This is a genomic window from Cupriavidus pauculus, assembly GCF_003854935.1.
Taxonomy (GTDB): domain Bacteria; phylum Pseudomonadota; class Gammaproteobacteria; order Burkholderiales; family Burkholderiaceae; genus Cupriavidus; species Cupriavidus pauculus_C.
The window spans coordinates 1,122,579-1,146,348 of the sequence record NZ_CP033970.1 but is presented as its reverse complement, the minus strand read 5'-3'; the positions used below and the strand labels follow the sequence as shown (position 1 = coordinate 1,146,348).

The 23,770-nt window shown below is 70.5% G+C and carries 21 protein-coding genes; 9 read left to right on the top strand and 12 right to left on the bottom strand.

The window, feature by feature from the left end; genetic code table 11:
* Nucleotides 1-77 precede the first annotated feature (77 nt).
* From EHF44_RS23215 to EHF44_RS23200, 4 genes are all read left to right on the top strand, one after another.
* The gene (locus EHF44_RS23215; protein ID WP_124686036.1) at nt 78-353 is read left to right on the top strand and encodes a hypothetical protein; all 276 of its coding nucleotides are present in this window, start codon (nt 78-80) and stop codon (nt 351-353) included.
* Between the two features lie 277 nt (nt 354-630).
* Nucleotides 631-1,647 carry an acyl-CoA dehydrogenase gene (locus EHF44_RS23210; protein WP_124686035.1) on the top strand — a complete coding sequence of 339 codons (1,017 nt, stop codon included), beginning with the start codon at nt 631-633 and terminating at the stop codon, nt 1,645-1,647.
* 23 nt (nt 1,648-1,670) lie between these two features.
* Nucleotides 1,671-2,279: a class I SAM-dependent DNA methyltransferase gene (locus EHF44_RS23205; protein WP_124686034.1), complete on the top strand. Its 609-nt coding sequence runs from the start codon at nt 1,671-1,673 to the stop codon at nt 2,277-2,279.
* The gene (locus EHF44_RS23200) at nt 2,276-3,040 is read left to right on the top strand and encodes a glycosyltransferase (RefSeq protein ID WP_124686033.1); all 765 of its coding nucleotides are present in this window, start codon (nt 2,276-2,278) and stop codon (nt 3,038-3,040) included. The genes EHF44_RS23205 and EHF44_RS23200 overlap by 4 nt, the downstream gene beginning before the upstream one ends.
* On the opposite strand, the gene EHF44_RS23195 is transcribed toward EHF44_RS23200, so the two are convergent.
* The 9 genes from EHF44_RS23195 to EHF44_RS23155 form a co-directional block, all read right to left on the bottom strand.
* Entirely contained in the window at nt 2,928-3,512 is a 585-nt protein-coding gene (locus EHF44_RS23195; protein WP_124686032.1) for a diguanylate cyclase, read from the bottom strand. The genes EHF44_RS23200 and EHF44_RS23195 overlap by 113 nt on opposite strands.
* 9 nt (nt 3,513-3,521) lie before the next feature.
* Nucleotides 3,522-4,469, bottom strand: coding sequence for a glycosyltransferase (locus tag EHF44_RS23190; protein ID WP_124686031.1), 948 nt, complete (start codon nt 4,467-4,469; stop codon nt 3,522-3,524).
* Nucleotides 4,462-5,514: a glycosyltransferase family 9 protein gene (locus EHF44_RS23185; protein ID WP_253700180.1), complete on the bottom strand. Its 1,053-nt coding sequence runs from the start codon at nt 5,512-5,514 to the stop codon at nt 4,462-4,464. The genes EHF44_RS23190 and EHF44_RS23185 overlap by 8 nt, the downstream gene beginning before the upstream one ends.
* Complete coding sequence (locus tag EHF44_RS23180) at nt 5,514-6,500, bottom strand: glycosyltransferase family 2 protein (protein ID WP_124686030.1); 987 nt, start codon at nt 6,498-6,500, stop codon at nt 5,514-5,516. Before EHF44_RS23180 ends, EHF44_RS23185 begins: the two co-directional genes overlap by 1 nt.
* Nucleotides 6,487-8,292, bottom strand: coding sequence for a carbamoyltransferase family protein (locus EHF44_RS23175; protein WP_124686029.1), 1,806 nt, complete (start codon nt 8,290-8,292; stop codon nt 6,487-6,489). The genes EHF44_RS23180 and EHF44_RS23175 overlap by 14 nt, the downstream gene beginning before the upstream one ends.
* Nucleotides 8,273-9,472 (bottom strand): glycosyltransferase family 9 protein, encoded by a 1,200-nt coding sequence (locus EHF44_RS23170; protein WP_124686028.1) that lies wholly within the window; start codon nt 9,470-9,472, stop codon nt 8,273-8,275. The genes EHF44_RS23175 and EHF44_RS23170 overlap by 20 nt, the downstream gene beginning before the upstream one ends.
* Entirely contained in the window at nt 9,466-10,083 is a 618-nt protein-coding gene (locus EHF44_RS23165) for a D-glycero-alpha-D-manno-heptose-1,7-bisphosphate 7-phosphatase (RefSeq protein ID WP_124686027.1), read from the bottom strand. Before EHF44_RS23165 ends, EHF44_RS23170 begins: the two co-directional genes overlap by 7 nt.
* Entirely contained in the window at nt 10,074-10,823 is a 750-nt protein-coding gene (locus EHF44_RS23160) for an SDR family oxidoreductase (RefSeq protein ID WP_124686026.1), read from the bottom strand. Before EHF44_RS23160 ends, EHF44_RS23165 begins: the two co-directional genes overlap by 10 nt.
* A gap of 72 nt (nt 10,824-10,895) precedes the next feature.
* Entirely contained in the window at nt 10,896-11,381 is a 486-nt protein-coding gene (locus EHF44_RS23155) for a hypothetical protein (protein WP_124686025.1), read from the bottom strand.
* Between the two features lie 328 nt (nt 11,382-11,709).
* Between EHF44_RS23155 and EHF44_RS23150 the strand changes: the two genes are divergently transcribed.
* From EHF44_RS23150 to EHF44_RS23135, 4 genes are read left to right on the top strand one after another with little or no spacing between them, the layout of a single operon-like run.
* The gene (locus tag EHF44_RS23150) at nt 11,710-12,969 is read left to right on the top strand and encodes a glycosyltransferase family 4 protein (protein ID WP_124686024.1); all 1,260 of its coding nucleotides are present in this window, start codon (nt 11,710-11,712) and stop codon (nt 12,967-12,969) included.
* Between the two features lie 18 nt (nt 12,970-12,987).
* A complete protein-coding gene (locus tag EHF44_RS23145; RefSeq protein WP_124686023.1) occupies nt 12,988-14,034 on the top strand; it encodes a UDP-glucuronic acid decarboxylase family protein in 1,047 nt (348 codons plus the stop codon).
* A 16-nt stretch (nt 14,035-14,050) separates the two neighbouring features.
* Nucleotides 14,051-14,824, top strand: coding sequence for a PIG-L deacetylase family protein (locus EHF44_RS23140; protein ID WP_124686022.1), 774 nt, complete (start codon nt 14,051-14,053; stop codon nt 14,822-14,824).
* 5 nt (nt 14,825-14,829) lie between these two features.
* Complete coding sequence (locus EHF44_RS23135; protein WP_124686021.1) at nt 14,830-15,714, top strand: glycosyltransferase family 2 protein; 885 nt, start codon at nt 14,830-14,832, stop codon at nt 15,712-15,714.
* 24 nt (nt 15,715-15,738) lie between these two features.
* Here the strand turns inward: EHF44_RS23135 and EHF44_RS23130 are convergent, their stop codons facing one another.
* Together EHF44_RS23130 and EHF44_RS23125 are read right to left on the bottom strand one after the other, a co-directional pair.
* Nucleotides 15,739-18,507 (bottom strand): ABC transporter transmembrane domain-containing protein, encoded by a 2,769-nt coding sequence (locus EHF44_RS23130; protein ID WP_124686020.1) that lies wholly within the window; start codon nt 18,505-18,507, stop codon nt 15,739-15,741.
* A gap of 153 nt (nt 18,508-18,660) precedes the next feature.
* On the bottom strand, nt 18,661-19,239 hold the full coding sequence (locus EHF44_RS23125) for a recombinase family protein (RefSeq protein ID WP_124686019.1): 579 nt from the start codon (nt 19,237-19,239) through the stop codon (nt 18,661-18,663).
* Between the two features lie 151 nt (nt 19,240-19,390).
* Here EHF44_RS23125 and EHF44_RS23120 point away from each other — a divergent pair, with 151 nt between their 5' ends.
* Nucleotides 19,391-19,657, top strand: a complete 267-nt coding sequence (locus EHF44_RS23120; RefSeq protein WP_124686018.1) for a hypothetical protein — start codon at nt 19,391-19,393, stop codon at nt 19,655-19,657.
* On the opposite strand, the gene EHF44_RS23115 is transcribed toward EHF44_RS23120, so the two are convergent.
* On the bottom strand, nt 19,635-23,702 hold the full coding sequence (locus EHF44_RS23115; RefSeq protein WP_124686017.1) for a CheR family methyltransferase: 4,068 nt from the start codon (nt 23,700-23,702) through the stop codon (nt 19,635-19,637). The genes EHF44_RS23120 and EHF44_RS23115 overlap by 23 nt on opposite strands.
* Between the last annotated feature and the right edge of the window lie 68 nt (nt 23,703-23,770).

The following is a 23,770-nucleotide window of genomic DNA, read 5'->3' as shown; positions in this document are numbered from 1 at the left end:
AGTGCGCCATGATCGACGTGCCGACCCGGTACGAAAGATGCAAGCCTGTCCGGCACCCCCAACCTGCCGGACGGCCCATGGACCCCACGCGCAACCGGGCGGACTACTGGGCGGCGCAGCGCCGGCAAGCCCGGCTGGACCGCGACATCTTTCCGATCGACCACCGCATCAAGCGCCTGCGCGCCGACATCCGCAAGCGGCTGCATCACCTGCGCGCGCTGAAGGAAAAAGGCTACCCGCTGGACCACTCGCGCCGCCTGCTGGTGCTGCTGTGCCGCACGCTGGCTGCAGACCGCGCCTACCGCAAGGCGATGGTGCGGACGATCATGGGCGACACTAGCCGCCAGCGCTAACCCGGCGTGAACGGGCGGCACGGCGAGATCGGTCCGGCTGGCATTGCAGATTCATGGAGCTAGGGGCGTTCGCGGCTTACATGCACCGGTAAGGATTGCACACGCGGCGGTTAGCGGCGGACGGAACGCGGGACGGCCGGCGCCACGGCCGGCGCATCGGCGCAAGTTGCTGCGAAACCCGTGCCACACGGCGCGCGCAACCCCCGCGCCCAGGGCCGCCAACGGGCTGGCAGGGAACTTGCGGAGCCGACTGCACTGGAACGCCCTGGACCCCGCCATGTCAGCCGATGCCCCCGACGCCACGCTCGATGCCCTGATCGCCAGCCATGCCGGGCCGGACGGCATCCCGCTGCCCGGTGGCGGCCACACGGCGGCGCGCTGGAAACTGTTCGCCGCCATCGCGGCCGAGCACGGCGCGGTGGCCATCAAGCTGTTCGAAGCACACGCCGATGCGCTGGCGATCCTGGCCGAAGTGGCGGACGCCGCGCCGCAGCCGTCGACCAGCTGGGCCGTCTGGGCCGCCGAGCCGCCCGACGCGCGCGTGCGCGCCACGCCCGACGTGGAGGCCGATACCCGCACGCTTGCGCGCGAGAGCGGCATTGCCCACGGCAAGCCGCTGCGGCTCAACGGGCGCAAGGCGTGGTGCTCGGGCGCCGCCAGCGTGTCGCACGCACTGGTGACGTGCCACGACGGCGAAGACGCGCTGATCGCCGCCATCGACCTCAAGGGCCCGGGCGTGACCGTCACCGACGGCGGCTGGCATGCGGTGGGCATGGCCGATACGCGCAGCGGCGACGTGCTGCTCGACAACTGCCCGGCGCTGCAGATCGGCCCGGCCGGCGCCTACGTGGCGCGCCCCGGCTTCTGGCATGGCGGCGCCGGCATTGCCGCGTGCTGGTACGGCGCCGTGCTGCCGTTTGCGTGGGCCGTGCGCGATACCGTGCGGCGGCACAACGACCCGCACGCCTGCGCGCACCTGGGTGCCATCGACAGCGACCTGCGCGCGGCGGCCGCGCTGCTGCGCGAGACCGCCGCGTGGATCGACGCGCAGCCGCAGGCCGATGCCTACGTGCCGGCCATGTGCCTGCGCACCACGGTGGAAGCCACGGTGCAGCGCGTGATGCAGCGCGCCGGCAGCGTACTGGGCGCCGGCCCGCTGTGCCGCGACGCGCGGCTGGCGGCGCTGTTCGCGGACCTGCCCGTGTTCCTGCGCCAGAGCCATGCCGAGCGCGACCTGGCCAAGCTGGGCGCGGCCGTGAGCCGCGACGCCGACGACTACGACAACGCCCCCTGACCCATCACCCATGACTGACAGCGATGACTGACAGCGCAAACGCGATCCAGACAGACTTTGTCGCGATCTTCGAGCAGGACGATCCGTGGGGCTTCGAATCGCTCTGGTACGAGGCCCGCAAGCGCGACATCGTGATGGCCGCCCTGCCCGAGGCGCGCTACGCCCGCGCGCTGGAAGCCGGCTGCGCCACGGGCCTGCTGACCGAACGGCTGGCCGCGCGCTGCGACACGCTGCTGGCCGTGGACCTGGTGCCGCGCGCCATCGACCTGACGCGGGCGCGGATGGCCGGCCAGCGCCACGTCGAGGCGCGCGTCGCGCAACTGCCGCAGGACTGGCCCGACGGCCGCTTCGACCTGATCGTGCTGAGCGAGCTTGGCTACTACTTCACGGCCGACGACTGGGCGCGCACCGCCACGGCCGCTACCCACGCGCTGGGCCCGGACGGCACGATCGTGGCCTGCCACTACCTGCGTCCGTTCGCCGAGCGGAACCTGTCGACGCGGCAGGTGCATGCCGCCATCGCGCGCCACGCGGGCCTGCATCGCCACGTGCGCCATATCGAGCCGGATTTCCTGCTGGAAGTCTGGTCGCGCAACCCCCGGCCGCTGCGCCAGCGGGAGGCTTACCGATGATCGGCGTCGTCGTTCCCGTGCATAACGAAGAGGCTTGCCTGGAAGGTTGCCTGCTGGCGCTGGCCGCCGCTGCGCAGCACCCGGGGCTGCGCCAGGAGCCGGTGATGGTGGTGCTGGTGTTCGACGATTGCACCGACAACTCGCTGGCCATTGCACGCCGCCACGCCACCGCCCAGGTCACCTGCCTGACCATCGCCGCGCGCAACGTCGGCATGGCCCGCCACACCGGCGCCGAGCACCTGCTGGCGCGCGACGCGCGCTGGCTGGCCTTTACCGACGCCGACAGCCGCGTGGCGCCGGACTGGCTCGTGGCGCAGCTTGCGCTGTGCGCCGATGCCGTGTGCGGGCTGGTCACGGTCGACGACTGGGGCGAGCATCCGCCGCACGTGGCCGCGCGCTTCGCGGCGCGCTACCAGCGCGTGGAAAACCATCGCCATATCCACGGCGCCAACCTGGGGGTCTGCTCGCGCGCCTATCGCCGCGCCGGCGGCTTCCCGCCCCATGCCAGCAGCGAGGACGTGGCACTGGTGCAGCGCCTGATCGCGCTGGAAGCCCAGATCGCGTGGAGCACGCTGCCGCGCGTGGTGACCAGCGCGCGGGCCCGTGGCCGGGCCCCGGCCGGCTTTGCCGACCATCTCGCCATGCTGGCTACGCTTTGCGCCGATGCCCCGCCGGCATTGCTGCCCGCCCCTGCCCCCGCGCCCGTGCACAGCGAAGCAGCTCTTCTGCATACGGCGCCACCACCAGAAACAGCAGCGTGACGAACAGCCCGGCCAGGTAGCGCGCGGGCAGCGGTTGGTCCTTGAGCCGCAGCGCAAAGTCGGCCTGCGCCGGGCCGGCGCCGAACAGCGCCAGGAACTGGTCCCAGTACGCGCTGGCAATCAGCGCCACGGCCATGACCGGCAGCATTTCCAGCAGGCTGTGCATGTGCTGCTCGCCGGGCCGGATCTCGCGCCACTTCGACGCGTAGGCCACGTCGATCCAGGCGGTGACCGCGTGGACCACCACGGCCACCAGCATGATCGCGAACAGCATGGCGTTGATTTCCAGGAACAGGGCCAGCAGCACCGGTATGCCCACCTGGACCATCATCAGGCTGTGCATGGCCGATTCGAGCACGCCGGCATTGCGCTCGATGGCGGTGCGGCGGTGCCACCACCAGTCCCCCAGGCCGGCGAGGATCCACAGCGGGACCACGCCGTACATCAGAATCGTGCGCACGGCGTCCTGCATGAGGCGCTCCTACGACGTCACATCGGCAAATGCCGCCTGCCAGTCCGCGACGAAACGCCCGATGCCGAAGCGCTCGCGCGCCGTCCGGGCGGCGGCCTGGCCCCATGCGGCGGCCATGCGCGGATCTTCCATCAGGGCCCGCATGACGTCAACCAGGCTGTCCAGCCGCGTGTCGACGTGCCCGTTCACGCCATTGCGGATCACGGTGGCCAGCTCCGTCGTGGCCAGCCCCACCACGGGCATGCCGATCGACATGGCCTCGACCACGGCCAGCCCCAGGCTTGTATAGCGGATGGGGTGGAAGAAAAACCGGTAGCGCGCCATGAACGCGGCCAGTTCCGGATTGGGTACCTCGCCCAGTCCGCCGGCCGCCTGCGCGTCCATGCCGACGAGGTCCAGCGCCACGCGCTGGCGCACGGCATCGAACACGTCGGCGCCCAGGCGCCGGCCGCGCCGGGCCAGATGGTTGACCACGCTGATACCGCGCGCAAGCTGGCCGGTGTAGCGCACCTGCGGGTCCACCACCACGCCATGGTCTATCACGCGCGTCGGCGTCACGCCGCTATCCCACATCAGCGCGTTGAACGGCGTCACATGCACCAGCAGCATGGCCGGGTCCTGCACCGGGTGCCGCGTGTTGGTCGGATGCTCCTGGGGCGGATCGTGTTCGAGGTAGATCGCCGGCAGCCGCTGCTGCGCCGGGGTCAGCAGTGTCAGCCGGTCGCCGGCGTAGTGGTCGCGGTGCTGGTAGAGCACGCAGTCGAACGCGGTGCCGGGCACCTGGTCGTACGGTACCTCGTGGACGTTGCCGCCCCACGGCAGTTGCCCGCCCACGCCCGCGTAGCCGGGCGGATAGCCGGGCCGCGTGACGAGCAGGAAGTCGTGCGGCACCTGCGACAAGTAATACAGGTAATTGCCGTGGACATGCCACGTCAGGATGCGCAGTCGCTCAGGCATGGGCCGTTTCCATCGGGGAGAGATCCACAAGCTGGCGCGCCGCCGCGACGACCTGCGCCACGTCGATATGGCGCGCGCATTCGTGGCCGTACGGGCAGGCGTGCCACGCGCACGGCCGGCACGGCGGGTAGTCGGCCAGCACGCGGTGCCGCGCGCGGTCCAGCGGCGCCCAGCGCGCGCTGTCGCTGCCGCACGAGACGACCACGCTGGGCGTGCCCATCGCGGCGGCGATATGCGAGGCGCCGGTGTCGTTGCAGATCAGCAGCCGCGCATGGCCGATCAGCGCCGCCATGGCGCCGAGCGTGGTCTGGCCGCAAAGGTTGACCACCGGCCGGCCCGCCAGCGCGCAGAAGCGCGCGGCCAGCGGCATTTCGTCGGGCGCGCCGGTGACCACCACCTGCCACGGGCCGCCCAGCTGGCGCGCCACATCGGCAAAGCGCTCGACCGGCCAGCGCCGCGACAGCATCCGCGCGCCGGGATGCACGCAAACATACCCGCCCGGTTGCAGCGCGTGCGCCTGCGCCAATGCCTGCCACGCCGCGTGATCGGCGGGATGGAGCGGAAACGACAGGTGGGCGTCGGTCGACGGATAACCAAGCCGCTGCATCAGCGCCAGCAGTCGCTCGATCTCGTTGCCGTCCGGCCAGCGCAGCCACTGGCCGTCACCAGCCTGCGCGGGATCGTCATGGAACCCGGCGATGGCGCGCGCGCCAAGCTGGCGGACCAGCGGGTTGGTCAGCGTGCCGCTGCCGTGGAGCTGGATGGCAAGGTCGAACCGGCGCGCGCGCGCCTGCGCAAAGAAGCCGGGCAGCGCCGGGGCGTCGCACGGCTGCTCGGGCATGCCTGCCGCGCCCGGAAACGGCACAAAGTCATCGAGCAGGCTGGCGTAGCGGTCGACAAAGTCTCGCGCCCACGGCAGCCCGATCAGCGTGATGTGCGCGTCCGGCTCGCCCTGGCGCAGCGCGCGCAGGGCTGGCACCGCGCACAGCATGTCGCCCAACTGCAGCGCCCTGAACACCGCGATGCTGCGCATGGCGGCGGCCATCACAGGAAACCCGTGCGGAACGCCAGCGCGCCGCGCAGGCGCCAGTACAGCGACAGCGGCGGAATTACCACCGACGTCGCGATCATCTCCAGCACATGGGCGGGCCGCCACGACGCGCCGCGCAACCGGCGCATGCAGAAGACCGCCGTCATGGCCAGCCAGATGCCACCCGCGCCGGCCGCCACGCGCGGCGCGCCGGCCAGCAGCGCCAGCCCGGCCACGCAGGCGCTGCCCACGATCACGTAGTAGCTCCACGGCGGCACCGGCCGGATGCGCGTGCGGTACAGGCGCGGATGCTTCTTGTAGAGCAGCGCGTCGAAGTAGACCTTGGCCTGCGCCAGCGCGCTGGCACCCCATTGCGCCGGCCGCACCGGATGCTCGACCACGGCCGCTTCGGCGCGGCCCACCACGCCGGCCTGCTGCTCAAGCCGGAACTGCAGGTCCGAATCCTCGCGCCACGCCCGCGTGAAGCGCTCGTCGAAGCCGCCCACGCGCTGGAACGCCGACCGCCGCACAAAGCAGTTGGCCGTGACGAACTCGGCGCTGGCCAGCCCGGCCGTGTCGCGTTCATGGTCGGTGGGCCGCACCGGCGTGGGCACCACCACACGGCCAGCCGCAGCGCACCACGTCCGCTGCGCGGCCAGCGCAAGGTAGCCCTGCCATACCCATTCGGGGGATGGAATCGTGTCGTCGTCGGTAAAGGCCAGGATCTCGCCGCGCGCCAGCCGTGCGCCCGCGTTGCGCGCGCCGGCCGGGCCCTGTGTGTGCGGCACCGCCGTATAGCGCAGCGCCACGTCGCGATGCCGGGCGGCCAGCGCGGCCACCAGCGCAGCAATGCGGCGCTCGCAGCCATCGTCGGCAACGATGATCTCGAACGCGCTGGCGTCCATCCGCTGCGCGCACAGCGCCGCCAGGCAGCGCTGCAGCAGCGCCGGGCGGCGGTAGGTGGCGATCACCACCGAGACCAGCGGCTCAGGCGCCCGCATCGGCCGTCTCCTTGCGCTGCGCCGCGGCGGACCGTGCCGTCGCGCGCGCACCGGGCTTTTCGAGCAGGAATGAGCCGATGACCAGCGCGTCGAGCGGCGACGTCCAGAAACACTCCACGGCATCGCGCGGCGTGCAGACGATGGGCTCGCCGCGCGTATTGAACGACGTGTTGACCAGCACCGGCACGCCGGTCAGCTTCTCGAACGCGGCCAGCACGTCGTAGTAGGCCGCGTTCTGGTCGCGCCGGATCGTCTGCACGCGGGCCGTGCCGTCGACGTGGGTCACCGCTGGAATGCGGCGGGCCTGCTCCGGGATCACGTCGTAGACAAACAGCATGAACGGCGCGATGCCCTCGCCGGGCTTGCGCGCGCGGAACCAGTCACCGAGGCGCTCCTGCATCACCACCGGCGCCACGGGCCGGAAGTCCTCGCGGTCCTTGATCTCGTTGAGCCGCTGCTGCATGCCGAGGTCGATCGGCGACGCCAGGATCGATCGCGCGCCAAGCGCCCGGGGGCCGAACTCCATGCGCCCCTGGAACCAGCCGATGATGCGGCCCTGCGCCAGCAGTGCGGCGGTCTGCGCGGGAACGTCGTCAAGCTGGCGATACGGCAGCTTGGCCCAGTCCAGGAATGCGGCAATCTCGTCGTCGCCAAATGCCGGGCCCAGGTAGGCGTGGTCCATCTGCCAATGCTTGCCGGATTGCCCGGACGTGCCGCGTTCCTGGAAGTCGACCCAGAGCGCCGCGCCCAGCGCCGTGCCGGCGTCGCCAGCGGCCGGCTGCACCCAGACGGCATCGAACGGCGCCTGGTCACGCACGCGCGCGTTCATCACGCAGTTCAGCGCCACGCCGCCCGCCATCGCCAGTTGCCGCTCGCCGCTGGCCTGCGCCAGCCACGTGGCCATGCCGACCACCGTTTCCTCCAGCACCTGCTGCAGCGAGCGCGCGATATCGAAATGCTTGCCCTCGAACGCCTCGCCACGCTGGCGCGCCGGGCCCAGCACCGCTTCGAGGTCCGAATCGGCCACGTGGTAGCCGCCCTCGGCGTCGGTGCTGACCATCTGGCGGAAAGCGTCGAGCCAGGCCGGCTTGCCGTACGACGCCAGCGCCATGACCTTGTACTCGTCCGACGAATGCAGGAAACCCAGGTGCCGCGTGACGCGCTCGTAGAGCAGGCCCAGCGAGTCGGGCAGGTCGATCTGCTTGATGCGGCGGTACGCGCGGCCGTCGAACACGCCGTAGCTGGTGGTGGCGCGCTCGCCGCGCCCGTCCATCGTCAGCACCGCGCAGTGCGCGAACGGCGCGGCCAGGAATGCGCTGGCCTCGTGCGCCATGTGGTGCTCGACGAAATGCCAGCGGAACGGCCCGTCGTGGCGCACCTGCCGAAAGCGCGCGGACAGGTGGTGCGGCGCGCCCGAAGCCAACTGGCGGGGGGCGTTGACCACGTACGACAGGAACAGCGAGTCCCACGGCGACGACACCGCATCCGGCGTGCCGCCACGCGACGGCTCCAGCGGCAGCACGACCGATTCTGCGCCGCCCATTTCGCCCAGCAGCAGCGCGGGATCGTACGAATAGGCCACGTGGTCCACCTGGGCCAGCCCGATGCCGGCTTCCTGCAGGCAATAGTCGATCGCATGCCAGGGCAGCTCCCACGCGCTGAACGGCACCGGGCGCTTGCCGTGCTTGATGTGCGTGAAGCGTTCGTCCTCCGCCGCGGCCACCACCACGCCGTCATGCACCAGGCAGGCGGCGGAATCGTGATAGGCGGCGTTAATGCCGAGCGTGTACATGCGCGTCCTCCTTGACGATGTTCGGTACGGCCGCCACGGCGACCGGCAGCGCCGGACGGGGCGCGGGCGACACCCACGGCATCGGCGCCGCGACGGCAGGCGCGCCATCGAGCAGCATCGCGGCCGCCGCCACGACGTCGCGCGCGGGAACGTCGGCCAGGCAGCGGTGATGACCCTGCGGACAGGTGCTCTTGTAGCAATAGCGGCACGGCACGTCCTGGAACAGCACGCGGCTGGGCACCATCCACGGCGTGTGCTGCGGATTGGTCAGCGCATAGAGGTCGACGACCGGCGTGCCCAGCGCGGCCGCCATGTGCACCGGGCCGCTGTTGTTCGACACGAGCAGGTCCACCGCCGCCAGCAGCGCACCCATTTCGCCAAGCGTGAAGCGGCCTGCCATCGGCAGGACCGCCGGATGGGCGGCCAGCGTGCAGACCGTGTCGACGACCGGCGCCTCGGCGGTCGAGCCGGTCACCAGCACCAGTGCGCCGGCCTGCGCGGCCAGTTCGCGCGCCACGCTCGCGAACCGATCCGCCGGCCAGCGCCGCGAAGCCGCTGTGGCGCCGGGATGGATCACGATGCAGGCGCGGCGGCCGTGGCGCGCCAACAGCGGCGCGAGCAGCCGCTGCACGGCGTGGCGATCCGTATCGGCCAGCGCGAAGCGCAGGTGCGCATCGCGCGTGGTGGCGCCGATGCTGGCGACAAGGTCGAGCTGGCGCTGCACTTCGTGGCGTGGCGGGTTGGACGGCTCGGGGTCGGGCACCCAGTCGGTCAGCAGCGCATACGGGTTCTCGCGGCAGTGCGCGAGCCGCAGCGGAATACCGGCCAGGCTGCACAGCGTGGCGGCCGGCAGCGCACTCTGGCTGTAGACGGTGAAGATCACGGCGGCGTCGAAGTTGCGCGCGGCGAGCCGGGCCGCGCAACCGGCGAGCTCGGCCGACAGCCCGCTAGCGTCCACGTCATGCGCGTGGCGCACCCACGGTGCGTCCCAGGCAATCACGTCGTCGATCATGTCCAGATGCGGCGCCAGCGCGGCCGACGCGCGCGAGGTCAGCAGCGTCAGCGCGCGGTGCGGCGCGCTGTCGGCCAGCGCCTGCATGGCGGGCGTGGTCATCAGCACGTCGCCCAGGTTGTCGGGCCGCACGCAGAGCACGCGGCGCGCCTGCGGCCACGTCAGCATGGCCGCTCCGTCATCAGCGGTGGCGACGGCGACACCGGCAGCCCGGCCGCGATGACCTGCGCGGCGCGCTCCAGCGTCGGCACGATGAAGTCCGGTGTGCGCAGCGCACCGCCCACCCATTCGGTCTCGTTGCCGCAATCGACGAGCACCGTGCCGCAGCCGGCGCGCCGGCCCGCCTCCACGTCGTCAAGGATGTCGCCGACCATCCACGACTGCGCCGGGTCGCAGCCCAGCGCGCTGCACGCCCGGCGCAACAGGCCCGGCGCGGGCTTGCGGCACAGGCAGTGCATCGCGTAGGCAGAGACCTGCCCGGCCGGGTGGTGCGGGCAATAGAAGAAGCCGGACAGCCTGGCCCCGTGCCGCGCGAACAATTCGCTCAGGCAGTGGCGGACGGCTTCCAGCGCGGGTTCGTCGAAGCGGCCCAGCGCCACGCCGGGCTGGTTGCTGACCACGGCGAGCGGCATGCCGAGCCGCGCCAGCCTGCGCAGCGCGTCGCCAGCCGACTCGGCCAGCCGGATCCGGCCCGGATCGACGTTGTAGGGCACGTCCTGCAGCAGCGTGCCGTCCTTGTCCAGCAGCACCGCGCCGCCAGCCGATGTGTCTAGGGCCATGACGTCTCCTTCATCGGCAGCACCATGACTTCGGGAATCACGGTTTCCTCGGGCTGGGTCAGCACGAAGCGCACGGCGCGCGCGACGTTGGCGGGGTCCTGCAGCGTCGAGGTGTCGATATCTGGGAAGCGGTCGAGCAGGAACGGCGTGCGCATGCCGCCCGCCACCACGGCCGACACCTTGATGCGGTGCGGCCGCAGCTCCGCGTGCAGCGCGTGCGAAAAGCCGAGCACGCCCCATTTGGTCGCGTGATAGGCCGACGCATTGGGCCAGGCGCGCTTGGACGCCGTGGACGCGATATTGACGATATGCCCGCCTCCCTGCGCCTTCATCAGCGGCACGGCCGCGTGGGCCAGCAGGTACGGGCCGTACAGGTTCACCATCAGCACGCGGCGCCATTGCTCGGTGTCGACTTCCTCCACCGGCAGCGTGATGTCGATGGCGGCGTTGTTGATCAGGCCGTCGAGCCTGCCGCCGCCGCGCGCGATGTCAGCAAAGAGCCGCTGCACGGCCATGGGGTCGGAGACGTCGGCACCGCAGGCCGTCGCCTCGGCGCCGCTTTCGCGCAGCGTGGCCGCGCACTGGCTGGCCAGCGCCTCGTCGATGTCCGCCACGATCACATGGGCGCCGCTGGCCGCGAGCATGCGGCTGATCTCGCCACCCAGGCCGCGCCCGCCACCCGTCACCAGGTACCGCTTTCCTTCCAGCAACGGGTGCCGGCCTTGGTCGATGTCCTGCATGTCGCATTCCCCTGTAGTGGTGGTTCGATGAGGGCCCGTAGCAGCGAATTGCATGCCAGCGGGCAACGCGCTTCAGCGCGGCACGCCGTGCAGGCGCTCGCGCACGACGGCGCGCAGCAGGCTGGCTACGCAGCGCGCGAACGCCTCGTCGTACCAGCCGTTGGCGCCGCTGACGGCCACGACAATGCCGTCCAGCACGATGGCGCCGGCCAGCACGGTGTCGCCCACGCACAGCAGGTGCGGCGCACGGTCCATGAGCTGGCCGCTGTCCACCTGCGTGCGCCACGTCAGCCGCGCTTTCTCGCGCGCGTAGTGCGCGTAGTCGGCATCCCAACGATCGCGCGACGGCAGCGAGTGTTCGTGGAGGATGGCGGACTCGAACGTGCCGCTGCCATAGGGCCGTGTCGGGTCCATGATCACGATGTGCATGCAGTGGCTCTCGCCAACGGCCTTGTCCTCCAGGCTGGCGGTGAGCATCGGCAGCGCAAGCTCCAGCGCGCGACGCGCGCAGTCGGCATTGGCAAGCGGCAGGCAGCCGGTTTCCGCATGGTCTCCCATCGCTGGTCTCCGTGGTCCGTGTGGGACCGGCATCCACGCAAGGTCTGCGCCCGGCGCACCGCTGCGATGGCCCATGTACCGGTGCGTCCGCCCGCGTGGCATGGCCGGTATCACGGCTGGACCAACGCTTCTACATGCAGGCAGTAGAAACGGCGCTCACGAACTGCAAACGGTGCCGCGACGCCGTGCAACGCGGGCCGCAACGGCGCGCGACGGGGAGAACCGTTATAACGCTTCTCGCCGCCCGCGCTGGCGCAACGGCCGCCGGCATTGGCATGCATGCTGCAGACGGCGGGTCTGAAGTCCCTCACGACACGCGGAGCCAGCCATGCGAAGAATTGCCCTGATCAGCGAACACGCGTCGCCGCTTGCCAGCATTGGCAGCGTCGACAGCGGCGGCCAGAATGTCTACGTGGCGCACCTGGCCCGCCAACTGGGCAAGTGCGGCTATCCCGTGGACGTGTTCACGCGCCGCGACAAGGCGCTGCTGCCCGACGTGGTCGGCTTTGCGCCCAATGTGCGCGTGGTGCACGTGCCGGCCGGCCCGGCGGTGCATGTACCGAAGGAAGCGCTGCTGCAGTACATGCCGGCGTTCGGGGACTTCATGGTCGACTTCATCCGGCGCGACGCCATCGGCTACGACGTGCTGCACGCCAACTTCTTCATGTCCGGCGTGGCCGCGCTGCGTGCCCGCGCGTCACTCGGCATTCCGCTGGTCATGACCTTCCACGCGCTCGGCAAGGTGCGCCGGCAGCACCAGGGCAGCGCCGACGGCTTTCCCGACGCGCGCTTCGACATCGAGGACACGCTGGCGCGCGAGGCCGACTGCGTGATCGCCGAATGCCCGCAGGACGAGGAAGACCTGGTCGGTCTGTGCGGCGCCGAACGCAGCCGCATCGAAACCGTACCGTGCGGCTTTGACGACGAGGAGTTCTCGCCGGTGGATCGCGCGCAGGCGCGCCGCGACCTTGGCTGGCAGCGCGACGACTTCACGGTGCTGCAGCTCGGCCGGCTGGTGCCGCGCAAGGGCATCGACAACGTGATCCGCGCGGTGGGTTACCTGCGCCACACGCTCGGCGTGCGCGCCCGGCTCTACGTGGTGGGCGGCAACGCCGATTCCCCCAGCGAGGCGGCCACGCCCGAGATCGGCCGGCTCAGGCAGGTGGCCGGCGAGGCCGGCGTCAGCGACATGGTCACGTTCGTGGGCCGGCGCGGCCGCGACCAGTTGCGCCAGTTCTATGGCGCGTCCGACGTGTTCGTGACCACGCCGTGGTACGAGCCGTTCGGCATCACGCCGGTGGAGGCGATGGCGTGCGGCGTGCCCGTGGTGGGCGCCAGCGTGGGCGGCATCCGCTCCACGGTGGTCGATGGCGAGACGGGCTTCCTGGTGCCGCCGCACGCGCCGCAGCCGCTGGCCGAGCGGCTGGCCCGGCTGGCGATGGACCCGGCGCTGGTCGACCGCATGGGCCAGGCCGGCCGCGCGCGCGCCCAGACGCACTTCACGTGGGCCGGCGTGGCGCGCCAGATGGAACAGGTCTACGCGCGGCTGACCCAGGCCCACGCCGGCACCGGCCGCGTGGCGGCCTGAACGGCCCGGGAGACAGCCATGAAGGACCCCGCCCTCAAGCGCATCCTGGTCACCGGCGGCGCCGGCTTTCTGGGCTCGCACCTGTGCGACCGGCTGGTCGAAGCCGGCCATGATGTACTTTGCGTCGATAACTTCTACACGGGCAGCAAGGAAAACATCGCCCAGCTGCTGCACCGGCCCAACTTCGAGCTGCTGCGCCACGACGTGACGTTCCCGCTCTATGTGGAAGTCGACGAGATCTACAACCTTGCCTGCCCGGCGTCGCCGGTGCACTACCAGAGCGACCCGGTGCAGACCACCAAGACCAGCGTGCATGGCGCGATCAACCTGCTGGGGCTGGCCAAGCGCGTCAAGGCGCGCATCCTCCAGGCGTCGACGAGCGAGGTCTATGGCGACCCCGACAACCATCCGCAGCAGGAAAGCTACTGGGGCCACGTGAACCCGGTGGGCCGGCGCGCGTGCTACGACGAGGGCAAGCGCTGCGCCGAGACGCTGTTCATGGACTACCACCGCCAGCACGGCGTGGACGTGCGGATTGCGCGGATTTTCAATACCTACGGGCCGCGCATGCATCCGGCCGACGGCCGCGTGGTGTCCAACTTCATCTCGCAGGCGCTGGCCGGCGAGCCGCTGACGCTCTACGGCGACGGATCCCAGACGCGCTCGTTCTGCTATGTGGACGACCTGGTGGAAGGGCTGATCCGGCTGATGGCCGCCGACGCCGCCGGCACGCCAGTCAATCTTGGCAACCCGTGCGAGACGACCATGCGCGACATCGCCACCGGGATCCTGCACGCCACCGGCTCCACGTCGCCAATCGAACACCGCCCCCTGCCCGCCGACGATCCGCGCCAACGATGCCCGGACATCACGCTGGCCCGCACGCTGCTGCAATGGCAGCCGGCCGTGGCGCTGGCACAGGGCTTGCGATTGACCGTGGCCGCATTCGTGTCACGGCGCGCCGCCCAGCAGCGCCTGCACGCGTGCGCCAGCGCCTGGCAGCCGCCGCCGGCCCCGTTCGACGATGCCGGACAGGCCGCCCGGGACGCTGCCCGGCCCCATTGACCACCGATTTCCATCGATGCCGATCTTGCAGATACCTGAACCGCTGACTGTCATTTCGCCGCATCTCGACGATGCCGTCTTCAGTTGCGGCGCGCTGATCGCGGCCGCCCGCGATGCCGTGGTCGTCACGGTGCTGGCCGGCATGCCCGACGCCGATACCGCCCTGACCGACTGGGACCGCGCCGCCGGCTTTGCCAGCGTGACGCAGGCCGTGGCCAACCGCCGCCGGGAAGACGCCCGCAGCCTGAACATGCTGGGTGCGCGGCCCGAATGGCTGAAATTCCTGGACGGCCAGTACGGCAAGCCGCAGAGCGCCGAGGACATCATGGCCGGCCTGGCCGCATCGCCGGCGCTGCAGCGCGGTGGCACGCTGGTGGCGCCGATGGGCCTGTTCCACAGCGACCACGTGCTGGTCAGCCAGGCGTGCATGCTGCTGCGCACGACGGTCATGGGCATGCAGACGGCCCGCGCCACGCAGACCGCGGACGATGATGCGGGTGATGGCGTTGAGGATCGCGCGCCCGTGCCGCCCACGCAGTGGCTGTTCTATGAGGATGCGATCTACCGCAGGCTGCCCGGCATGGTGCAGAGCCGGCTGCTGGGCTGGTGGCAGGCCGGGCTCGTCGCGTCGCCCGTGCACTTTCCGGTAGCGCCGTGGCACGCCGCGAAGATGGCAGCGGTGGAAGCGTACGAGAGCCAGCTACCGCTGTTCAATGCCGGGCAGCTTGCCGACATCGGCGCGCCCGAGCGCTACTGGTCGCTCGACATCTCGCCGGCGCCGGGCACCTGATCCGCATGGCGTCCACGCCCTGCCACGCCGGCATCTGCGTGGTCGTGCTGACGCACAATCGGCGCGATACGCTGCGGCGCACCCTGCAGCATCTGCTGACGCTGCCCGAGCGGCCACGCATCGCCGTGGTCGACAACGGCTCCGGCGACGGCACGGCGGCGATGCTGCACCAGGCGTTCCCCGGCGTCGCCTGCCTGCGCAGCGACATCAACCTTGGCGCGGCGGGCCGCAACCTGGGCGCGCAATGGGCGTCGGACGTCGCCGGCACGCCTTACGTGGCGTTCTGCGACGACGACTGCTGGTGGCACGACGGATCGCTCGCGCGCGCCTGCGCGCTGCTCGATGCCAATGCCGGCGTGGTGTCGCTGACCGCCCGCATCCTGGTCGGCGCCGACAACCGCGAAGACCCTGCGAGTACCCATATGGCGCGCAGCCCGCTGCCATCGGCGGACCTGCCGGGGCGCGCCATCCTGGGCTTCATGGCGGGCGCCACGGTGTTCCGCGTCCGCGCGTTCCTGGCCGCCGGCGGCTACGATCCGCGCTTCTTCATCGGTGGCGAGGAGGCGGCGCTAGCCCTGCAACTGGCGGGGCAAGGCTGGTTGATGGTGTACGTGCCCGAGCTGGTCGTCCATCATCACCCGAGCCCGCAGCGCGACGCCGCCAGCCGCCGCAGCCTGCTGGCGCGCAACGCGGTGTGGACGTCGTGGCTGTGCCTGCCGGCGCCGATGGCCATCGGCGATACGGTGCGCGCCATTCCGGCGCTGGCCCGGCACCTGGACGCGGCCGGCTGGCGCGAGCTGGCGCGCGGCATTCGCTGGGTACTGCGCGAACGCCGCGTGGTCGACGACCGCGTGGTGGCCGCGCTGCGGCTCACGCGGCAACGGGGCTGAGCCGCGCCGGGCACCGTGACGCCATCACGGGTCGCGCGACAGCCGCGCGTCGTCGGGCGCCGGTGCCAGCGGCGCGGCCCCGGCCTGCCCCTGGTGCAGGTGCGCGGTGATGGCGGCAATCAGTTCGGCCATCTGCACGGGCTTGGACAGGTGCATCTGAAAGCCGGCCATCATCGCGCGGATGCGGTCCTGCGGCTGCGCGTGGCCGGACAGCGCGATGGCGGTGAAACGCCGCACCAGCGGCACGTCGCGCTGCGATTCCAGCCGGCGCACATCGCGCAGCACCGTATAGCCGTCTTCCTCGTCCAGCGCGATATCGCAGAGCAGCACCTGCGGCCAGTCCTGAATCGCCGCGTCGGACAGGTGCTGCAGCAGGTCGCGCCCGTGGGCGAACGCGATGGCATCGGCGCCCAGGTCTTCCAGCGCCTCGACCAGCACGTCGCGCGTGGGTGCGTCGTCGTCGAGCACGAGGATATGGCTGCCACGCAGCGTCTGCGGCCCCATGACCGATGGCGGGCCCGCCACGTCGGGCAACTGCGCCGGCGCCAGCGGCTCGCTGACCGGGCGCATCGGCATGCGCAGCCGCCACACCTGCTGCGCGGCGTCGGCCATCAGCGTGATGCCCGCTTCGGCCAGCTCGGCCTGCAGCCGCTGGATCTCGGCGGCGGGCACCGGATGGCCCTGTGCGGACGCCAGCGCCGCCAGCGTCAGCGTGGCGTCGCCATTGCTGCGTTCCAGCCGCAGCTCGATGCGCCCGCCGTCATCGACGGCATCGACGATGTGGTCGCACAGTTCCCAGACGGCCTTCTGCAGCACGCCGGGGTCGCCGGTCACGCGCAGCTCGGTCTCGCCGACCACCGTGAACAGGTGGATATGGCGCTCGGCCATGCGCTCGCGCAGGCCATCGACCACGCCCGCCACGATGGCTTCGAGCCGGATCGGCTGCAGCGCCAGCCGTTCCTCGGTGCGTTCGAGTTCGCGCTGTTGCTGCTGCAGCCGCCACATCTGTGCGTAGACACCGCCGCGCGCCAGCAGCGCCTGGTGCGTGCCGGCCTCGACCACGCGGCCGTGCTCCATCACCAGGATGTGGTCGGCGTCGGTAATCGTGGACAGCCGGTGCGCGATGATGAACGCCGTGCGGCCCTTGGCCACGCGCGTCAGTTCCTGCTGGATCGCGCGTTCGGTGCGCGTGTCCAGCGCCGAGGTGGCTTCGTCGAACACGACGATCGGCGGCCGCTTGAGCATGGCGCGCGCAATGGCCACGCGCTGGCGTTCGCCGCCCGAGAGCCGCACGCCGCGCTCGCCCACCATGGTCTCGTAGCCGTCGGGTAGGCGGTCGACAAAGGTGTCGAGCTGGGCGGCCCGCGCCGCGGCCACCACGTCGGCGCGCGAGGCGCCTTCAAGCCCATAGGCGATGTTGTAGGCAATGGTGTCGTTGAACAGGATCGTGTCCTGCGGCACGATGCCCACCGCCTCGCGCAGGCTGCGCTGCGTGACGAGCCGCAGGTCCTGCCCGTCGATCAGCACGCGGCCCGAATCGGGCTGGTAGAGCCGGAACAGCAGCCGCGCCAGCGTGGACTTGCCCGAGCCGCTGCCGCCGACCACGGCCACGGTCTGGCCGGCCCCGACGCGAAAACTCACGTCCCACAGCGTCTGGCGGCTGGGGTCGTAGCTGAAGTTCACGTGCTCGAATGCGATCTCGCCCCGCGACACGGCCAGCGGCCGCGCGCCGGGGGCATCGTCGTCCTCGCCGGCCCGGCCCTTGGCATCGAGCAGCGCAAACAGCCGCTCGACGTTGGTCATCGCGTCGTTCGACTCCCGGAAGATGAAGCCCAGCGTGTTGAGCGGCAGCACCACCTGGATGATGTAGGCATTGATCAGCACAAGGTCGCCCACGGTGAGCGCGCCCTGCGCCACGCGCTGCACGCCCAGCAGCATCACGCACGCCACGCCCACCGCGATGCAGCCGCTCTGCGCGATATGCAGCGCCGAGAGCGCATGCTGGTTCTGCACGCTGGTCACCACCCAGCGGTCCAGCAGGCTGCCGAGCCGGCGCGCTTCGAACGATTCGCGCGCAAAGTACTTGACCGTGTCGTAGTTGAGCAGGCTGTCCACGACCTTGCTGTTGGTCTGTGCCTCCACGACGTTCACCTGGCGCTGGACCTTCATGCGGCGCCGCGTCAGCAGCACCGTGCAGCCCGCGTACAGCGCAAAGACCAGCAGGATGATGGCCGCGAACTGTCCGCCGTAGGCCGCCACCATGATCACCAGCACGGCGGCAATCTCCAGCAGCGTCGGCACGATGGTGAACACGGCCACGCCAAGCAGGAAGCCGATCGCGGCGGTGCCCTTGTCGAGGTCCCGGATGATGGCGCCGGTCTCGCGCTGCGAATGAAAGCGCGCGCCCAGCCCGTGCAGGTGCGCGAATGCGCGCCCCATGAAGCCAGCCACCGTGCTCTGCGCCACGTGCGCGAACACCACGTCGCGCAGCTCGTTGAACGCGTTGCCCAACAGCCGCAGGATGGCGTAGGCCAGCACCAGGAAGACCGGAACCGTGACGATCAGGTGCACCAGCGGCCCCGCGCGTGCGGCGCCGGCCGGGTTCATCAGCGTCTGGGTGGAGGCGGCCTCATCGACGATCAGCTTCAGCACCAGCGGCACCGACACCGTGGCGGCCTTGGCCAGCAGCAGCAGCGCGATGGCCGCCATGACGCGCAGCCGGTGGCGCCAGATGGCAGTCCAGAGTTCGCGGGCAATGCGCCGGCGCGACACCGGCGGCGCGGTGTGTGGCATGCGTGCGGCCTCCGCATCCAGGGGATCGAGTGGGCAACGGTATCGCGGGGCGCAAGGTCCATGCCCGACGCCCGCCCGGTGGTTCCCGCCGCTGCGACGCGGCAGGAATTGCATCGGCTCACACCGAACGTGCAATAAAGGATGGCCGCCGCGTCACTCGGCGCGGCCGTCGCGGATGCGCATGATGGTCTGGCGCGACACCTTGAACATGCGCGCCAGCTCGCTGACCGACGTGCCCTGCCGCAGCGCCGCGCGGATCTCGTCGTGCACGGTCGCGGCCAGCGCCGGGCGCCGGCCCAGCCGGCTGCCGCGTTCCACGGCCAGTTCCGCGCTGGCCTTCATGCGGGCGCTGCGCGTGGTGCGTTCCAGTCCTTCCACGGCCACCAGCGTGCGGAAGATCGGCGAGCCGGCCTCGGTCAGCGAACTGTCGCCGGTTTCGACGCAGTAGAGCCTGACGCCCAGCGTGCGAAACCGTTCGACCGTCGCGCGCACGTCGCGCACCGAGCTGCCGATGCTGCACAGCCTGAGCGTCACGACCGTATCGCCGGCGCGCAGCCGCCGCAGCAGCAGTTGCATGCGGGGCCGGTCCAGCGCGGCCACGGCGGCCGGCACGCGCTCCCACCATGCCTGCCCCAGGTCGACCACATAGCCGGCTGCGTCCAGGCTCAGGCACTCGGCCTCGAAATCCCGCAGGGAATCGGCCTGGTTCGTATAGAAGTGGGTCGAGGGCATGGGGGCGTGGGGCGAGGGGATGCGCAAGCATAGCAAACGTCCCCAACCTCGACATTCCGGACAGGAGCCGATGGATACCCAAGCCCGCAGTCATCCATACAATTTTTCCAGAAGGCAAGCGATGTGCCTGCGCTGGAAACAGGAGGGTGCCATGGCGACACAGCAGTATTACGGACATACCGTCGAGGGCACGGCCGTCTTTGTGGGCGAGGAACAATGGCGGGCCACCGCGCGCGTGACGCAAGGCGGAGCGGCGCTGGTGCAGTCATGCGAGATCGGCATCTTCCGCACGCGGGAGCGCGCCATGGCCGAAGGGCTGGCCTGGGGCAAACGCTGGATCGACTGCAACCAGTGCCCCGGCGCCGGCGTAGGGCAGGCCGACGGGCACGCCGTGCTCAGCGATGCCGAAGGCGCATGAGCGTGGAGAGCAGGTTGTCGAGCAGGACAGGCTTGGGCAGGTGGGCGTTGAAGCCGGCACGCAGCGCCGCTTCCACGTCGCTGTGGCGGCCGTAGCCGCTGAGCGCGATCGCCGGCACGTCCTTCAGCGCCACGTGTTCGCGCAGGCGGTGCACCAGCTGGTAGCCGTCCATGTCGGGCATGCCGATATCGGACAGCAGCAGGTCCGGCCGCCGGGCATCCATGCGCGCCAGCGCCGATTCGCCGCTGGTCGCCACGTCGACGACCGCGCCTTCCGTTTCCAGCAGCAGCCGGAACGTATCCACGGTTTCCTCGTCGTCGTCCACCAGCATCACATGCAGGCCGCGCAACATCGACGAAGCGGCGGTGCCGTCGCCATCGGCCGCGGCATCGCGGCGCAACCGGCCCAGCGGCAGCGTCACCGAGAACGTTGCGCCGTGTCCGCGCCCCGCGGATTCGGCCCGCACGGCCCCGCCATGCAGCGTGACGATTTCCTTGACGAGGTTCAGCCCGATGCCCAGCCCGCGCGCGCGGCCCTTGGGCGTGTGGGCCTGCCGGTACATATCGAAGATATGGGGCAGCGCCTCGGGCTCGATCCCCTGCCCCGTGTCGCGCACCGTCAGCTGCGCCTTGCCATCGGCCTGCGTCAGCGACACGGTGATGCGGCCGCCCGCCGGCGTGAAGTTCAGCGCGTTGCGCAGCAGGTTCCACACCACCTGCTCGATGCGCGTGACGTCGGCCTCGATCCAGAGCGGCTCGGCCGGCAGGTGTTCTTCCAGCGCGGTGTCGTGCTGCGCGGCTTCCTCGCGCACGGCGCCGCAGACGTGGCGGACGACCGCCACGAGGTCGATGGTGGCGCGCGAGACCGACAGCTTGCCGGTGCGCACGCGCGACATGTCGAGCAGGTCGTCGATGATCTGCGCCTGGCCCTGCACGGTGCGGCGGATGGTCTCGGCCGCGCGCGCGATCAGCGGGTTGCCGCGCGTCTCGGGCGCCCGCGCGATCAGTTCGGTACTGGCGCTGATCAGGTTCAGCGGGTGCTTCAGTTCGTGTGACGCCACGGCCAGGAACTCGTCGCGCTGGTCGTGCGCTGACGCATTCCAGAAGCCGGGGTCGCGGCGCGGCGCGCTGGGGGGCAGCACCTCGTCCAGGTCGCGCGCGATCTTGGCAAACCCGCTGATGCCGGACTGGTCCAGCCGCGACAGCACGCCGCTGGAACGAAAGCGCGTGCCGTCCTTGCGCAGGTGCCAGCGGTCTTCCTCCACGCGCCCGAACTTGCGCGCGCGGGACATTTCCTCGGCCGGCACGCCGTGCTCGCGGTCTTCGGGCGTGAACAGCACGTCGGCCGGCTGGCCCAGCATCTCGGCCTCGGCATGCCCGAAGATGCGCTCGGCGCCCAGGTTCCAGCTCGTGACGCGGCCGTCGTCGTCGAACGTGATGATCGCGTAATCGCGCGTACTCTCCGCCACGATGCGCATGCGGCGCTCGCCCTCGCGCAGCCGGGCTTCGGCCGCCATGCGCGACGTGATGTCGATGAACGACAGCACGGCGCCATCAATGCGATCCTCGGTCGTGCGGTACGGCAGGAAGCGCGCCAGGTACCAGCGGCCGTCGTTGCTCGGTACCTCGCGCTCGATCAGCCGCAGCGAGTCGAACGCCTCGGCCGCGTCGTCGGCCAGGTTCGGGTAGTCCAGCCGGTGCGTAATGTCCAGCAGCGAGCGCCCGATATCGGACGGGATGATGCTGAACACGTCCACCGCGCGCGGCGTGTAGCGCTTGATGCGGATATTGCGGTCGACGAAGATCGTGCCGATGTCGTTGGCGGTAATCAGGTTCTGCAGGTCGTCGTTGATCTTGCCGGTTTCCTCGACCTTCGACTTCAGCTCGGCGTTGACGGTGACCAGTTCCTCGTTGATCGACTGCAGCTCTTCCTTGCTGGTTTCCAGCTCTTCGGTGGCCGAGCGCAGTTCCTCGTTGATCGCCTGCAGTTCCTCGTTGGACGCCTTCAGTTCCTCGGTCGACGTCTCGGACTGCTCGATGGTGGCCTGCAACTGCTCCTTGGTGCGCTGCAACTCGCGTTCGAGCTGGCTGACGATCGGGTCTGGCTGGCGCTTCTGCGGCGTGTCGGACGCCTCGCCCATGCTGTCCTCGACCTCGTGGAACAGGATCAGCACGAAATCGGCGTTGGCCTCGGCGTCATGCACGGGCCGCGCCACCATGTTGACGAAGAAATTGCGGCCATCGCGCGTCAGTTGCACGCGCCGCGCCTCCACGCTGTGATTGGTCTGCAGCGCCTGGAAGATGGCCGTGCGCAGTTCCAGCCGCAACTCGGGCCGTACCGCCGCAATGACGTTGTGGGACGGCTCGCCGCCCGCGTATTCGAGAAAGCGCCCGGCGCGGTCCGACAGGTGCACGATGTCCGATTCGCGGCTGACCAGCACGCTCGGCGGCGCATGCTGCTCCACCAGCCGCTGGTGCAAGTCGCCGAAAGAGAACTTGCGGCGGCCCTGCGGCTGCATCACGGTGACCGGCATGCGCAGGCTCTGCATCGACGCCGACATCGGCACCGGTGCATCGGCGCGGACCGCCACGTTGGCGCGGTAGATGCGCGCCTTCTTGTCCACCACGGTGAACAGCGTGCTGACGCTGTCGGCCGCCTCGGAGCTGCCCAGGAACAGATAGCCGCCCGGACGCAGCGCGAAGTGGAACGTGCGCAGCACGTCAAGCTGCGCCTCGCGGTCCAGGTAGATCAGCAGGTTGCGGCAGCAGATCATGTCCAGCCGCGAGAACGGCGGATCGCGCAGCAGGTTGTGCAGCGCGAACAGCACGTGCTCGCGCAATTCCTTCTTGACGCGGTAGTGGGCGGCGTCCTTGGTCAGGAACTGCCGCGCGCGGGTCGGTTCCACGTCGGCCAGGATCGACTCGGGATACAGGCCCAGCCGCGCGAACGAGATGGCGCGTTCGTCGATGTCGGTGGCGAACACCTGGTAGGGCACGCCGTCGGCGGTGCGCGACGACGCCTCCTGCAGCAGCATCGCAATCGAGTACGCCTCTTCGCCCGTGGCGCAGCCGGCCGACCAGATGCGGAGCGGCTCGTTGGCGAAGCGGTTCTCCACCACCAGCGGCATCACTTCCTTTTCCAGGACGTCGAACGCTTCCTTGTCGCGGAAGAAGTTGGTCACGCTGATCAGCATGTCCTGCAGCAGCAGCGGCGTCTCGTCGGGATGGTCGTGCAGGAAATCGCGATAGTCCTGCAGGTCCGACAGGCCGTTGACCTGCATGCGGCGCTCCACGCGCCGCAGCACCGTCGCGCGCTTGTACTGCCGGAAATCGTGCGCCGTGCGGGTGCGCAGGATGACCATGATCTCGCGCAGCACGCGCTCGTGGTCGCCGGCAAGCCCGTCGTCGCTCTCGGCGGGTGCGTCGGTCACGGCGCGGATCCGGCGGCCGCTGGACCACATCTCCATCAGCCGCTGCGGCATGTCGGCCACCGGCAGCGTCAGGTCCACCTGGCCCGTGGCGATGGCCGCGCGCGGCATGCTGGAGAACGCCGCATCCTCGGGCTGCTGGGCCAGCACGATGCCACCTAGTTCCTTCACGCGCGTCAGCCCGACGGCACCGTCGGACCCCGCGCCCGACAGCACGATGCCCACGGCGCGGTCGCGGTGCGCCTCGGCCAGCGAGCGCAGGAACAGGTCGATCGCCATCCGGCGTTCCGCGTTGGACGCCGGGGGCTGCACGCGCAGGTAGCTGTCCTCCATGACCAGCACCTTCGACGGCGGGATCAGGTAGACGTAATTGGCTTCGATCGGGACGGCGTCCGTGACCTGCCGGACCGGCATGGACGTGACGTTGGCCAGCACTTCCGGCAGCACACTGGAGTGGTCGGGGGACAGGTGCAGGACGATGACGTAGGCGGCGCCGGTGCGCGTGGGCAGGGCCTCGAAAAATGCCTTCAACGCCTCGATTCCGCCGGCCGACGCGCCGATCCCGACAACCGGGAAATGAAGTTGGCTGGGAGTGGACTTCACCGGGGTTCGGGCCATGACCGTGGGATGCGCCAATGCTGGAGGGAAGGACGCAATCATACTCTACGCAAGGATTCGCCCCGGGC

What these genes read in the sequence shown, in the direction of transcription:
- EHF44_RS23135 (WP_124686021.1), top strand. Translation starts at nt 14,830, where the DNA reads ATGGCGTCCACGCCCTGCCACGCCGGCATCTGCGTGGTCGTGCTGACG.
- EHF44_RS23185 (WP_253700180.1), bottom strand. Translation starts at nt 5,514, where the DNA reads ATGGCCGCCGCCATGCGCAGCATCGCGGTGTTCAGGGCGCTGCAGTTG.
- EHF44_RS23120 (WP_124686018.1), top strand. Translation starts at nt 19,391, where the DNA reads ATGGCGACACAGCAGTATTACGGACATACCGTCGAGGGCACGGCCGTC.
- EHF44_RS23205 (WP_124686034.1), top strand. Translation starts at nt 1,671, where the DNA reads ATGACTGACAGCGCAAACGCGATCCAGACAGACTTTGTCGCGATCTTC.
- EHF44_RS23125 (WP_124686019.1), bottom strand. Translation starts at nt 19,239, where the DNA reads ATGCCCTCGACCCACTTCTATACGAACCAGGCCGATTCCCTGCGGGAT.
- EHF44_RS23160 (WP_124686026.1), bottom strand. Translation starts at nt 10,823, where the DNA reads ATGCAGGACATCGACCAAGGCCGGCACCCGTTGCTGGAAGGAAAGCGG.
- EHF44_RS23115 (WP_124686017.1), bottom strand. Translation starts at nt 23,702, where the DNA reads ATGGCCCGAACCCCGGTGAAGTCCACTCCCAGCCAACTTCATTTCCCG.
- EHF44_RS23140 (WP_124686022.1), top strand. Translation starts at nt 14,051, where the DNA reads ATGCCGATCTTGCAGATACCTGAACCGCTGACTGTCATTTCGCCGCAT.
- EHF44_RS23180 (WP_124686030.1), bottom strand. Translation starts at nt 6,500, where the DNA reads ATGCGGGCGCCTGAGCCGCTGGTCTCGGTGGTGATCGCCACCTACCGC.
- EHF44_RS23200 (WP_124686033.1), top strand. Translation starts at nt 2,276, where the DNA reads ATGATCGGCGTCGTCGTTCCCGTGCATAACGAAGAGGCTTGCCTGGAA.
- EHF44_RS23165 (WP_124686027.1), bottom strand. Translation starts at nt 10,083, where the DNA reads ATGGCCCTAGACACATCGGCTGGCGGCGCGGTGCTGCTGGACAAGGAC.
- EHF44_RS23150 (WP_124686024.1), top strand. Translation starts at nt 11,710, where the DNA reads ATGCGAAGAATTGCCCTGATCAGCGAACACGCGTCGCCGCTTGCCAGC.
- EHF44_RS23155 (WP_124686025.1), bottom strand. Translation starts at nt 11,381, where the DNA reads ATGGGAGACCATGCGGAAACCGGCTGCCTGCCGCTTGCCAATGCCGAC.
- EHF44_RS23190 (WP_124686031.1), bottom strand. Translation starts at nt 4,469, where the DNA reads ATGCCTGAGCGACTGCGCATCCTGACGTGGCATGTCCACGGCAATTAC.
- EHF44_RS23145 (WP_124686023.1), top strand. Translation starts at nt 12,988, where the DNA reads ATGAAGGACCCCGCCCTCAAGCGCATCCTGGTCACCGGCGGCGCCGGC.
- EHF44_RS23210 (WP_124686035.1), top strand. Translation starts at nt 631, where the DNA reads ATGTCAGCCGATGCCCCCGACGCCACGCTCGATGCCCTGATCGCCAGC.
- EHF44_RS23175 (WP_124686029.1), bottom strand. Translation starts at nt 8,292, where the DNA reads ATGTACACGCTCGGCATTAACGCCGCCTATCACGATTCCGCCGCCTGC.
- EHF44_RS23195 (WP_124686032.1), bottom strand. Translation starts at nt 3,512, where the DNA reads ATGCAGGACGCCGTGCGCACGATTCTGATGTACGGCGTGGTCCCGCTG.
- EHF44_RS23215 (WP_124686036.1), top strand. Translation starts at nt 78, where the DNA reads ATGGACCCCACGCGCAACCGGGCGGACTACTGGGCGGCGCAGCGCCGG.
- EHF44_RS23170 (WP_124686028.1), bottom strand. Translation starts at nt 9,472, where the DNA reads ATGCTGACGTGGCCGCAGGCGCGCCGCGTGCTCTGCGTGCGGCCCGAC.
- EHF44_RS23130 (WP_124686020.1), bottom strand. Translation starts at nt 18,507, where the DNA reads ATGCCACACACCGCGCCGCCGGTGTCGCGCCGGCGCATTGCCCGCGAA.